Below are 12,281 nucleotides of genomic sequence, written 5' to 3'. Positions count from 1 at the left end.
CAATTGCGTTGTGCCGGTTCAGGCGACGGAGAAGAACCCGATGGTCGGGGCGAACGAGCAGGTCCGGTTACCGTCGGCGGTTTCGGTGGTGAGCGAGCCGGTGACGACCGCGACGACCCGGCCCGCGCCGGTGTCGGCGATGGCCGACAGGGTGGCGGGCCCGTCGGGGTTGATGCCCGCCGCGTTGGTGAGCACCTGGGTGCCGGTGCGGCGGTTGTCGATGTTGACCCACTGCACGGTCATCGGTGGGGTCTGCTCGGCGGTGGGGGTTTTGGTGCCGAGCGCGGTGAACACGAAGCCGGTCTGGCCCGCGGCGGGTCCTGGCGGGGGCAGTTCGGCCGGGCCGGGCACGGCCAGCGCGGTGCCGACCGAGTCGGAGGTTGGGCCGATGCAGCCCTTGCCGATGGTCGGGTACAGGAACTGCGCGATGCGCGGGCCGTCCGACGGCGGCAGTTCGGGGCCACCACCGCCGCTGCCGTCGAGGAACTTGATGATCCGCTCGAGGGTCGACTTGACCTGCGCGGGGATGCCGGGGGTTGCCAGCAGCAGGCGCGCCTGGGCCAGGATCGCGGCCTGTCCGCCGTCGGCGATGAGGCCGGGGCCGGAGATGGCGCCTACGATCGTCGGTGCCAGCGCTGCCAGCGTCTCGGAGGGCACGTTCTCCGCGATGGCGGGAACGCTCTGCTGCGCCGCATGCTGCGGTGCGGCCAGGGTTGGCGTGGGCGCCACGAGTACAGCACTCGCCGCTAGTACGAAAGCAGACACTGCGGTCCGCGATCCTCGGGTGCTCAGCACTGGTCGGCCGTCCTTCGTTCGGTGGATAAATGGAGCGACCCGGAATTCACAGGAATGTCTGTGTTATCCGGAGTTTCAGATACTTTGGAGAGGTGACTACAGCGGACAGACGGTATGGGGGTCGTACGGTCGTCGCGCGTAAAGCCGAGCGCCGACAGCGATTCCTGGAAGCAGCGACGCGAATCTTCGCCGAACGCGGGTACGCCACGTGCTCGCTTGCCGAGGTGTGCGCGGCCGCCGGGCTGTCCAAGCGGCAGTTCTACGAGGAGTTCGAGACCCGCGAAGACGTGCTGGTGGCGGCCTACGACCGCATCCAGGACGACGCCGCCGCGGCCGTCGCCGCCGCGCTCGCCGAACTCACCACGCCCACCGACCCCGAGCTCGCGCTGCACGCCGGTTTCCGCGCGTACCTCGAATCGCTCGGCTCGGACCCGTACCGGGCCCAGGTCGCGCTCATCGAGGTGGTCGGGGTGAGCGACCGGATGGAGAACCACCGCCGCTCGCGCAGGCACGCGTGGTCGGTACTGATCGGTTCGGCGCTGGTGGACATCGGCGTGCGCCTGCGTGGCGACGCCGAACTCACCACCGCCCTGCTCACCGGTGCGGTGACGGGAGTCGCCCACGAGTGGCTGTTGCGCGAGTCCCGGCCGCCGGTCAGCGAACTGGTGGATCTGCTGACCGGTGCCGCCTTGGCACTTGTCGATTTCGATTGATTCGCGCGCAGCCGACGAGAGGGTGGCAAATACGTGCGCCTGCCGCCTACTCAATCAACTCCCTTTCCGGACATTGTGAGACCGAACGGCTTCACAGTGTGGGACGAGAGTCTGGCACAGGAGTGACTCAGGTCGCAACGGCAGAATTTCTGAGACGGGTATCACCTGTGCGTTTGTAGATTGTCACTATCGCGATATCGGCCATTCGAGGACGTCCGACAGGGCCTCAGGTTACTGGTCAGTCGCCCGATTAGGGGCGCATTCGGCGGCCTTCCGGCAATTGAACAGCAACCTGTTCTACCTACTTCTTGTGCAGGGTGCCCGCGATGGAACCGCCGAACACTCCGGGGGTGCTGTACCGAAGCGTGCCGTCCGGCTGGCGGGTGACCGTGGAGGTGTTGCCGTCGTCGACGCAGTCGCCGTACGTATCGCTCGTGAGGCGCGCGCGGAAGACCAGGCGGTCGGCGGTCGCCTGGGTGAGCGTCTCGGCCCGTTCGCAACGCGTCTGCGAGATCTGGCCCGTATTGGACGCCGTGGCCAGCTCCTGGCCGACCTCGCCCGGACCGATGGTCAGCACGATGTCGAAGGTGACGAGGCCGTCGGCGGCCTGGCCGGTCCAGGTGCCGATGAAGGAATCCGGGACGGTCGATACCGATTGGGTGCTGGTCTCGGTGCCGGTCGGAGGCATGCCCGGCGGAATCGTCAGCGTGGCGGTGCCCGATTGATCGCCGAGCCGTATGCCGACGAACGAGGCCATGACGGCGGCGACGACCGCTGTCACGGAGACGGCCGCGATCAGAAGGGTGCGGGTTCGGGTGCGATGAGGGGCGTTCCCCGGTGACGGGGCATGCCCATGCGGCGCCGAGGTGTGCCCGCCTGGTGGTCTGGTATGGCCGCCCGGTGGCGAGGTACGGCCGCCCGGTGGCGAGGTACGGCCGCCCGGTGGGAAGGTGTGCCCGCCCGGGTGCTGGGCGTGGACACCTGAGGTCGAGCCGTGGCCGCCCGGCGGCTGGGTAGGGCCGCCTTGTGTCGTTGTCCGCGCGACCGGGGGCGGGTACGACACGGTCTGCGGTCGGCCGGGCGTGGTGATGCCCGCGAGGGCAGTCGGGTCCGTGCGGTGGCTCGGAGGAACCGCCGTCGGGCGGGCGCCTGGGTCGGTGTCGAGGTCGAGCAGTCGCACCGCGCGCATGCTCACGTCCTGCATGACGAGCGGTGGGAGCCAGCCCGCGCCGTCGGGGGTGCCGATCTTCCTCGACTCGGCAAGCGCCTGTTGTGGCGTCGGGCGGTCGGCGGGGTTCTTGGCCAGGCACGCTTCGATCAGTGGCCGGAAGCTCAGTGGCACGGCGTCGAGGCTCGGCTGCTCGTAGACGATGCGGTAGAGCAGCTGCACTATGTCGGCGGTGCCGAACGGGCCGTGCCCGCAGGCGGCGAAGGTCAGGACGCCGCCGAGGGCGAAGACGTCGCAGGCGGGACCGAGCGGTTCGCCGGTGATCTGTTCGGGACACATGAAACCCGGTGAGCCGATGACTCTTCCGGTGGTGGTGAGCGCCGTGTCCTCCGCGGCCCGGGCGATACCGAAGTCGATCACCTTGGGCCCGTCGACGGCGAGCAGCACGTTCGACGGCTTCAGGTCGCGATGCACGATACCGACCGAATGCACCGCAACCAGCGCCTCGGCCAGGCCGTGCGTGAGGGCGAGCAGGGATCGTTCGGGGAACGGGCCGTACTCGGTGACGGCGTCCGACAGGGAGATTCCGGCCACGTAACCCGTTGCCAGCCAGGGCGGGTGAGCGTCGACTTCGGCGTCGAGGACGGGTGCGGTGAAAGCGCCTACCACGCGTCGAGCGGCCGCGACCTCCCGCCGGAACCTCGCTCGCAGTTCCGGATCGCCGAGCAGATCCGGCCGGATCACCTTCACCGCCACCGTGCGACCACCGGAATTGCGGCCCAGATACACCTTGCCCATCCCGCCCGCGCCGAGGACACCGAGTAGCCGGTAGTCCCCGATCCGGCGCGGGTCGTCGGCGTTCAACGGCTGCATCGCGTGAGGTCCCCCTTCGAACGAACTACCTCGCGAGGTTATCCGGAATGCGGGCGCTCGGCGGGGCGGCGAGGGATCTCGGTGCGGGTGGTGATGCCGAGTTTGGCGAGGATATGTCGGACGTGCGTTTCGACGGTCCGCTCGGAAAGCACCAGGCGATGGGCGATCTCACGGTTGGTCGCGCCCGCCGCGACGAGGTCGTGTACCTCCCGCTCGCGGGCCGTCAGGGGGTCGGCGGTGCGGGTAGCGGTGGTGATCGCGGCGAGCAAGTCGTCGGCTTGCCGCAGGCGGTGAGGCATGTGGAGACGGCGGAATGCGTTGGCGGCCTGTTCGGCGGCTGCGCGAGCCGAGGAGAGGTCGGTGATGCGGTTCCCGCCGGGGCTGGTGTGGGCGGCGCGCAGGCCGGCGGTCCGGCCACCACCGCTCAGGTCGGCGGAGGAGACGGCCGTGGGATCGGCACGCGGGCCGGTGGCGCGCCCGGCATGAGGGTCGGCGTCGTCGTCGACGCTCCGGTCGGGGTCGCTGGGAACGCGGATAGCGCGGGCCAGGTAGGTGCGGGCCAGGCCGAGGTGGCCGAGGGCGATGAAGGGGTGGGCGCCTATTTCGGTGTCCATGGTGAGGCCGAGGCGGTAGAGGTCGATGGCGGCGTTCAGGTGGCCTGCCACCCTGGCGTTGTCGGCGCGGACGCGGGCCAGGGAGCCGACGCAGATCAGGGCACCCGTGCCGTCGGCGGCGTAGTTGTGCTCGCGGCCGGCCAGCACACGGTAGACCCGGTCGGCGGTGGCGGCGTCGTCGAGCAGTTCGGCTACCAAACCGACCGAGTACACCGTTCCGTTCCAGCGTGGGCCGATCTCGAGGGTGTCGGGCAGCGAGCGGAGCGGCTCGAACAGGGTGCGTGCCTCGTCGAGATCGCCTGCCAGGGCGTGCATCATCGGGGAGAACAGTTGTGCGATAGGTATTTTCGGGGCGAAGGCCAGCGCGGCGACGGCTTCGTCCAGGACGGTGCGGTCGACGTATCCGACGATCACCGCATGCATTCCCCGGAAGGCGTGGTGCAGCCCGGCGAGGGAGTAGTCACCGATGCCGAGTGCCAATTCATAGGCGGCGGCGTCGAATTCGAGCGCTGCGTCGAGTTCGCCGACCAGGGCCGCGCGGGTGGCGCGCAAGCGCAGCAGGTGCCAGCGGGCCACCGGTAGCTTGCGGCGGTCGGCCAGGAGTTCGATGTGGTCGAGGGCGTTGTCGAAGGCGGGGAGGTCGCCGCGTTGCAGGGCGGCGTCGGCTGTCCACACATATCCCCAGAGCTGCGCCAGTGGTTGTTCGGCATCGACCGCGATCTCGATCGCCCGCGCGGCCAATACCGTTCTGTCTTCGAGGTATTCGGTGGTGGCCAGCGAGAGGTGACGGGCATGGATGACATCCAGCGCGACATCGGGATCGGTGGAACCCTCGGCGGCGCGCATGGCCTGCTCCGACAGACGTCTGGCCTCGGCACCCGCACCGCGATCGGCCGCCGACAGGGCTCGCTGGGCGAGTATGCGGGCGATCAGGTCGGCGTGCTCGGCGGGATCCAACTGCTGTAAAGCTCTGTTACACAGGTGATCCAGCTGTGTCATGACGGTCGGCGTCGTGACGCCGTGGACGACGAGACCCGCTTCGGCGAGCAGATCGGGGCGGCCCGCCTGCTCGGCGAGATCGCTCGCCCGCACGCAGTGCTCGAGACTGTCGGCGATCCGTCCGTCCGCGAACTCATCGCGCGCGAGGTCGATCAGCAACTCGGCCCGCTCCTCGGCAGCCGACCCGGCCGCGTCGATGGCCCACTGCCCGAACCGGATCGCCTCCGCATACGCTGCCGCCGCCCGAGCCGACCGCGCCGCCACCCGTGACCAGTACAGACACGACGGAGACTCCCCACACCCACTCGCCTGCCGCCAATGCGTCGCGATCAGACCCGCAAGCCCATCCCCGCAGCTCTCGGCCAAGGTGACCGCCGCCGCCCGATGCAGCACCGCCCGACGCGACGGGGCCAGATCGGCATACACCGCATCCCGGATCAACGCGTGCGCGAACCCGGTCGCACCCTCGGCGAAACGGCGCACGATCCCAGCTGCCGTCGCCGCGTCGAGCGCCCGAAGCACCCGCTCCCGCGCGCCCTCCACCTCCGGTTGTTTTCGACCACCAGCAGCACCGCGATTCGTGCGCAGGCCGGCAGACAGGGCGTCCTGTTCGACGCTCGTGCCCTGATCCAGCCGGTCTCGCGGTGCCGACTGCGTGCAGATCGACTTGTACACGCGGACAAGGAGCTCCACGTCTATCCGTTCACCGAGGACGGCCGCGGTGCCGAGGACGTCGATCTGTTCGGGGGAGAGGTGATCGAGGCGGGTGAGAACGAGGCGGCGGAAACCGGGGACCTCGATCAGGGGGTCTCCGGAGCGAGCCGGATCGGAATCGATGACCAGGCGGACCAGGAGGGGGTTTCCGTCGGTGCGGGCGTGGACGCGGGGAGCGTATTCCGCAGGGAGATGACGGCATTCGAGCCAGTAGCGGACCTCGGGCTCGGAAAGGGTTGGGACGGACAGGAAATGGGCGTGCGGAAGGCGTAGCCAGTCGGGCTGGACGGCGAGGAGGTCGTCGCCCGCCGGTTCGCGGGCGGTGGCGACGATGAGCAGTCCGGTGCGCTCGGTCCGGGCGGCGATGTGGCTGAGCAGGGCGAGCGAGGTGGGGTCTGCCCAGTGCAGGTCCTCGACGATCAGCAGCAGGCCGGGCCCCGAGGACGCGGCGGTGAGTGCGTCGGCGACCTCGGCGAACATCCGGAACCGGCGTTCGGCCGCGGCGCCCGGCTCGGCGACCGTGTCCAGCGCGGCGGCCAGACCGGGTATGGAACGGGCCGCGCGCCGCCACAACCACAGCGGCGGCATGCCCGCGTCGTCGACGGCATTGCCGCGCGCCACCGGCATATCCGCTTCGGCGGCGAGCTCGGCTGCCCGGTCGGCGAGCCACGACTTGCCGATCCCGGCGGGCCCGCTCACCAGCACGAAACGCCCCGAGCCCGACTGCGCGGCCAGCACCGCGGCCCGCAACCGGGCGAGCTCCTCGTGCCGCCCGACGACCGGAGTCTGCATCGTCCCAGTATCCGCGCATCGGGCGAAGTTCAGTACCGCGAATACGTACCGGCACTGATCCGCGCAAGCCCGCAGGCGGCAATCCTGAGATCACCACGTCATCGCAGGTCAGGAGCCCATCATGTACGCACACCTCGTCTGGTTCGACCGCCCACGCGGCGCCGCCGAACTGGCGGCCGCCGACTTCGCCGCCACCCACCGCATCCAGCCCGCCGTCGCCACCGTGCCCGGCCTGCTCGACTTCTACGAATTGCGCCGCGACGACGGATCGGGGCTGGTGATCGGCATCGCCGAAACCGAAGCCGCCATCCACGCCGTGCGCGCGGCCATCCTCGCCACCGAACTGCTGCCGGGTGAGGATCCGGCCCTGCTGCCCGGACCCGACCGGGTGGAGATCTGCCCGGTCCACGTGCACCGCGACCGGGCGACCATCTACGCCGAAGGAGCACGGTCGTGAACCCGATCATGACGGCCACCGACTGGGTGGCCGACACCGCACACAGCACCGCCGCCTTCCAGGTGGGCCATTTCGGGCATCCCGTCCGCGGCGAGGCCCCGGTGATGGCCGGTCTGCTCACGCTGGCACCCGACGGGCGACCGGTCACCGCCCCAGGCGTGATCCACCTCGCCGCGATCGACACCGGCCACGCCCGGCGCGACCGCGACCTGCGCAAACCACGCCTGCTCGACCTCGACCGTCATCCACGGATGACCTTCACCGCCGAAGACATCACCGCCGAGGACGGCCGGTGGCGCGTCGCCGGGGTCGCCTCGGCGCGCGGACGGACCGTGCCGCTGATCTTCACCGTCGACGCCATCGACGTCACCGACACGACCGTCACCGTCACCGCCTCGACGGTCCTCGACCGCACCCGACTCGGCCTGCGCGCGCCGTCGCTGCTGATCGGGCGGTGGATCGACATCACCGTCCGGGTGGTGCTGCGCCCGGCGCTACAGGTCGGCTAAGGCCAGACCGGTGAGCGGGTTGCCGATGCGGACCAGTTCGGTGTCGGTGCCCGCGCCCAGGTCGACCAGGCGGATCGAGCCGCCGAGGTCGCTCACATAGAAGTGGGCGTCGAACCCGGCCAACCCGATGGCCTCGCGATACCCGCGCGACAAGATCTTCGGCCGGCCCACGTCGGGTTGGACGAGAGCCTCGTTGAGCGAGTTGCCGTCGGGTTCGGCGCCGCGATCGGTCCACATCAGGGTGTGGGTGCCGCGCAGGTGCAGATCGATCGGCTCCGGCAATCCTGTCCACAGCATCTCGATATCGGTGCGGGCGGCCGGGTCCATGCCGGCAGGCAGGTCGATCGGGGCGCGGAAGATCCGGCCCTCGCCCGCATCGGGTGAGCCTTTCTGCGACCAATAGACGAGGCGGCGATCGGTGTCGAGGCAGATACCTACACACCAATTCGTCTGCAGCTGTGCGTCGTTGCCCGCGAGGACGAGTGGTCGCAGGTCGTCACCGTTCAGGTCGCAGGTGAGCACCGACATGCCTTCCCGGTCACACCAATACAACCGCCCCGCTTCGAAATCGGCGGTGAGCTGTTTACCCGTGGTGAACGACCCGGGCGCGAGGAGGGTCGTGCGGTTGCCGCCGTCGAGGTCGACTCGTTCGAGAGAACCGTTGCGGGAGAAGAACTCCGGTTCGATCCCCGGCCGACCGCCGGGATCGGGGCGGCCCATGTTGGTCCAGTAGATGTGGCCGCGCAACTGGTCTACGACGATGCCGTCCGGTGTCTGATCGAGCCCGCTCACCAGCGTGCGGACCTCGCTGCCGTCCAGTGAAACGGCGAGGACGGCACCGGCGGCCAGATCGAGGGCCAGCAACTCGGTCACCGCTCAGCCCTGCTTCGGGTAGTCGTCGTAGAAACCCTCCCCGGATTTCACGCCGAGCTTGCCCGCGTCGACATACTTGTGCAACACCGTGATCGGGCCCTCCGGCAGATTCGGGTTCTCCTTCTGATAGTGCTCCTCGATATCGAGCACCACATCGAGCCCGACCTGATCCATCATCCGGAACGGCCCCGCCTCGGTCCCGAAATTCAGGACGAACATCTGATCGATGTCCTCGGGCACCGAAACGCCCTCGGCGACCACCTCGAGTGCTTCGCGTTTGATCGCGGCCCAGATGCGATTGAAGATGAAACCGGTGCTCTCCTTGCGGCACAGGAACGGGTGCAGACCGTATTCGGGGAAAGTGCGCAGCACGAAATCGAGCACCTCTTGCGAGGTGTGCCCGTTCGACATCACATCGAGCGCCGTGGACGCGGGCGGCATGTAGAAGTGGGTGTTCAGCATCCGGTCGCGGGTCTCGCAGTCCTCGGTGAACAACCGGCTGGCGTACGACGACGAGTTCGAGGCGACGATCGCGTCGGCGTCGGCCTGCGTGTCGAGCTGGGCGAACACCTTCTTCTTCAGGTCGAGGATCTCGGGCACCGCCTCGACGACCAGCCAGGCGCCCCGCACCGCACTCGCCTGGTCCTGGATGTACTCCACGGAACCCGGCGACCCGCTCGGGACCGACGCGGCGACGGTGGGCAATTGTTCGCGCACGTAGTCCACCGCCTCGGCACCGGCCTGTGCGGTCGGGTCGATGATGTGGACCTTGCCGCCCCGGGTGGCGAACATCAGGGCGATCCGTCTGCCGAGCGTGCCCGCGCCGATCACGGCGACCGGACGATTCAGATGATCCTGCGGAACACTCACGGTGACTCCCTCTACACAGGTGGTGGTGGGAAGAACTCGTCGTCAAGCGTGTTGGCAAGCCTATCGCCAACCGGCTGCCGAACGGTTGCTACACCGCTGGCGGCGGGTGGTCTGTTCGTTGACACCCCGTCATGACCGGTCAGAATGTGGTTGCCTTATTCTCACGTTCTTCACGAAATTCGCGCGTCAGCTCTAGGGGGCTCCTCGATGACCACACTGGCCTCCGGACTCTTCATCGATTGGGAAGAGCTCACCGGCCAGTCGAAATTCGTCGTCGATCTCGTGAGCTTCCCGATCTTCAGCGCCCTGGCCGGCTGGCTCACCAACTGGACCGGCGTGCTCATGCTGTTCTGGCCCTTGCATTTCAAGGGTTTCCGGGTGCCGATGCTGCACATCCTCTACCCGTACCTGCCCCGCCGGGTGCAGGTGCTTCCGACGTTCTCCGGCGACGGGCGGATGCTCGGTTTCCAGGGCTTCATTCCCGCGCGCGCCGAGAAGATGGCGAGCATCTGCGTGGACAAGGCGCTGATGCGCATCGGCAGCCCGCGCGACTTCATCCACGAACTCGACCTCGACGGCATCGGCGACTACCTGGCCGAACACGCCCGTCCACAGGTGCAGTCGATCGTCGACGAGATCATGTACCGGGAGAATCCCGACCTGTGGCGCTCGCTGCCCCGGCAGATGAAGCAGGCGGTCTACCAGCGGGTGGACCGGCAGCTGCCCACCTTGTCGCGGCGCGCGTTCGAGAGCCTCGGCGACAATATCGATCAGTTGCTCGACGTGAAGAACTTCGTGATCCGGTATCTGGAGAAGAACCCGCAGATCCTCAAGGACCTCACCACCACCATCGCCGCGCCCGAGCTGAAGTTCATGGCGCGCATCGGTCTGCTCGGCGCGCCCTTCGGCCTGATTCTCGCGCTGTACCTGCACGTGCACTCGCAGATCCCGTACTGGGGCGCCATTCCGGCCTGGGTGATCGTGCTGTTCGCCTCGGCGATGATCGGCGTGACGGTGAACGTGATCGCCATCAAGATGGTGTTCGAACCGGGCGACCCGCAGCCGCGCTACAAGTACCTGTGGCGCCAGGCGTTGCTGGCCAAGCGCCAGCCGCAGGCCGCGACCGATCTGGCCCACATCCTGGCCTACCAGGTGCTCACCGTGGAGAACCTGTCCAACGAGTTGCTCGAGGGACCCAACGGGGACAAGACGCGCCAGCTCATCGAGCGGGTGGTGTCGGAGGAGATCCACCGTCAGCTCGGGCCGACCGCGTTCATGGTGCGCGCGGCGATGGGCAAGAAGCAGTTCGAGAACCTCGCCGTCTCGGGTGCCGGGGCCGGGCTGAGCATGGCACCGGGCATGGTCGAGGACGAGCAGTTCGTGCGCGAGCAGGCCAAGAAGATCGACGATTTCGCGGCCCGCAAGTTGCGCACGCTCACGCCCGGCGAGTTCATGGAGATGTTCTACGCGTCGGTTGAGCAGGACGCCTGGTTGCTGTACCTGCACGGTGGGGCGCTCGGGATCGCCGTCGGCGCGATTCACCTGCTCATCTTCGGCTGGTAGGCAATAACAAGCACGCGTGCTTGCATTTTTGGGGTGGCGCTGCGATTCTGGGTGACGACGGCGCACCCGACCGGTGGCGCGAACGCTTCGCCCCAAGGAATCACATGGCTGACCTCGCAGCGCTGCTCGACGATTTCGCCGCCGAATGCGCGGACCTCGAGAAACTCGTCGCCCCGCTCGCCCCCGAACAGTGGCAGACCCCCACACCGGCTCCCGGCTGGGACATCGCCACCCAGATCGCCCACCTGACCTGGACCGACGAGGTCTCCGTCCTGGCCGCCACCGACAACGCGGCGTTCGCCGAGCTGCTCACCGAGGCCGCCGCGAAGATGTTCACCTTCGTCGACGAGGCCGCCGAGGAACTGGCGAAGATTCCGCCCGCCGACCTGCTGCCCCGCTGGCGCGCGGGCCGCGAACAGCTCGTCGCCGCCCTGGCCGCCGTCCCGCCCGGCACCAAACTGCCCTGGTTCGGCCCGCCCATGAGCGCCGCCTCGATGATCTCGGCCCGCATCATGGAAACCTGGGCGCACGGTCAGGACGTGGCCGACGCACTCGGCGTCACCCGAACACCCACCGACCGCCTGCGCACCGTCGCCCACATCAGCGTGCGAGCCAGGAACTACGCCTACACCGTCCACGGCGAATCCGGCCCGGCCGAAGAATTCCGCGTAGAACTCACCGCCCCCGACGGCACCCTCTGGACCTGGGGCCCCGAAGACGCGAACCAAAAAGTATCGGGCCCAGCCCTCGACTTCTGCCTGGTAGCCACCCAGCGCCGCCACCGCGAAGACACCGCCCTGACCACCGACGGCCCCGACGCCGACCACTGGCTCACCATCGCCCAAGCCTTCGCGGGCCCCCCTGGGCCCGGCCGAGAGCCAAATCAGTTCACGTGAAGTCCGCCATGAGCGCATTCCCAACCCCGCACGACCCGACCTCGAGGAGGGTCCGCCGCGAAGCGGCGTAGCGGCCCGGCCGCGCGAACAGCGCTCGAAGCGCATGCGCGAAGCGCAAGTCTCGAGCGCTGTTCGCGTGGCCCTCCAGGGGCCGCGCTCGAGCGCGCCAGCGCTCCAATAAGCACAGGCGAGCGTCGTCCGTGAGCGCCATTCTTGACTGCCCCGGACGACGTTGGCCGGGGTAGGCCCGTGGCAGTCGTGAATGACGCTCGCCTGCACTCCCGGAATACCCCGTCGGACGTGAGGAAAACAACCACGCCGACGACACGCGCGCCCACCAGGTGCGATACACGCATGTTTCAGATGTGACCCTGATCTCAGCATCAGGGGTGCTAACTCCAGCTAGCACCGGCGTAACGTGGGAATCAGCGCGTGGCTTTCAACG

The 12,281-nt window shown here is 68.5% G+C and carries 10 protein-coding genes; 5 read left to right on the top strand and 5 right to left on the bottom strand.

Annotation, left to right across the window (positions count from 1 at the left end; all coding sequences use genetic code 11):
* Positions 1–18 precede the first annotated feature (18 nt).
* Positions 19–795, bottom strand: coding sequence for a hypothetical protein (locus HYG95_RS15070; RefSeq protein WP_181698569.1), 777 nt, complete (start codon positions 793–795; stop codon positions 19–21).
* Between the two features lie 92 nt (positions 796–887).
* Here HYG95_RS15070 and HYG95_RS15065 point away from each other — a divergent pair, with 92 nt between their 5' ends.
* Entirely contained in the window at positions 888–1,508 is a 621-nt protein-coding gene (locus HYG95_RS15065) for a TetR/AcrR family transcriptional regulator (protein WP_067643913.1), read from the top strand.
* Positions 1,509–1,809: 301 nt separating this feature from the next.
* On the opposite strand, the gene HYG95_RS15060 is transcribed toward HYG95_RS15065, so the two are convergent.
* The gene (locus HYG95_RS15060) at positions 1,810–3,549 is read right to left on the bottom strand and encodes a protein kinase (protein WP_181698568.1); all 1,740 of its coding nucleotides are present in this window, start codon (positions 3,547–3,549) and stop codon (positions 1,810–1,812) included.
* A gap of 38 nt (positions 3,550–3,587) precedes the next feature.
* On the bottom strand, positions 3,588–6,668 hold the full coding sequence (locus HYG95_RS15055; RefSeq protein ID WP_181698567.1) for a LuxR family transcriptional regulator: 3,081 nt from the start codon (positions 6,666–6,668) through the stop codon (positions 3,588–3,590).
* Positions 6,669–6,789: 121 nt separating this feature from the next.
* Here HYG95_RS15055 and HYG95_RS15050 point away from each other — a divergent pair, with 121 nt between their 5' ends.
* Both HYG95_RS15050 and HYG95_RS15045 read left to right on the top strand, forming a co-directional pair.
* Positions 6,790–7,125 (top strand): hypothetical protein, encoded by a 336-nt coding sequence (locus HYG95_RS15050; RefSeq protein ID WP_181698566.1) that lies wholly within the window; start codon positions 6,790–6,792, stop codon positions 7,123–7,125.
* A complete protein-coding gene (locus tag HYG95_RS15045; protein ID WP_181698565.1) occupies positions 7,122–7,634 on the top strand; it encodes a YceI family protein in 513 nt (170 codons plus the stop codon). Before HYG95_RS15050 ends, HYG95_RS15045 begins: the two co-directional genes overlap by 4 nt.
* Here HYG95_RS15045 and HYG95_RS15040 read toward each other — a convergent pair.
* Together HYG95_RS15040 and HYG95_RS15035 are read right to left on the bottom strand one after the other, a co-directional pair.
* Positions 7,620–8,507 (bottom strand): hypothetical protein, encoded by an 888-nt coding sequence (locus HYG95_RS15040; RefSeq protein ID WP_181698564.1) that lies wholly within the window; start codon positions 8,505–8,507, stop codon positions 7,620–7,622. The genes HYG95_RS15045 and HYG95_RS15040 overlap by 15 nt on opposite strands.
* A 3-nt stretch (positions 8,508–8,510) precedes the next feature.
* Complete coding sequence (locus HYG95_RS15035; protein ID WP_225281614.1) at positions 8,511–9,377, bottom strand: 3-hydroxyacyl-CoA dehydrogenase family protein; 867 nt, start codon at positions 9,375–9,377, stop codon at positions 8,511–8,513.
* Between the two features lie 207 nt (positions 9,378–9,584).
* On the opposite strand from HYG95_RS15035, the gene HYG95_RS15030 reads away from it, so the two are divergent.
* Entirely contained in the window at positions 9,585–10,940 is a 1,356-nt protein-coding gene (locus HYG95_RS15030; protein WP_067643933.1) for a hypothetical protein, read from the top strand.
* A gap of 104 nt (positions 10,941–11,044) precedes the next feature.
* Positions 11,045–11,836 carry a TIGR03084 family metal-binding protein gene (locus HYG95_RS15025; RefSeq protein ID WP_181698563.1) on the top strand — a complete coding sequence of 264 codons (792 nt, stop codon included), beginning with the start codon at positions 11,045–11,047 and terminating at the stop codon, positions 11,834–11,836.
* Positions 11,837–12,281: the final 445 nt, after the last annotated feature.

It is taken from the genome of Nocardia sp. GTS18 (assembly GCF_013839555.1).
Taxonomy (GTDB): Bacteria; Actinomycetota; Actinomycetes; order Mycobacteriales; family Mycobacteriaceae; genus Nocardia; species Nocardia rosealba.
The sequence above is the reverse complement of the archived record's forward strand: the minus strand, read 5'-3'. Positions and strand labels throughout refer to the sequence as shown.

Coding starts and splice junctions, on each gene's coding strand:
- HYG95_RS15050 (WP_181698566.1), top strand. CDS start 6,790: ATGTACGCACACCTCGTCTGGTTCGACCGCCCACGCGGCGCCGCCGAA.
- HYG95_RS15025 (WP_181698563.1), top strand. CDS start 11,045: ATGGCTGACCTCGCAGCGCTGCTCGACGATTTCGCCGCCGAATGCGCG.
- HYG95_RS15030 (WP_067643933.1), top strand. CDS start 9,585: ATGACCACACTGGCCTCCGGACTCTTCATCGATTGGGAAGAGCTCACC.
- HYG95_RS15060 (WP_181698568.1), bottom strand. CDS start 3,549: ATGCAGCCGTTGAACGCCGACGACCCGCGCCGGATCGGGGACTACCGG.
- HYG95_RS15055 (WP_181698567.1), bottom strand. CDS start 6,668: ATGCAGACTCCGGTCGTCGGGCGGCACGAGGAGCTCGCCCGGTTGCGG.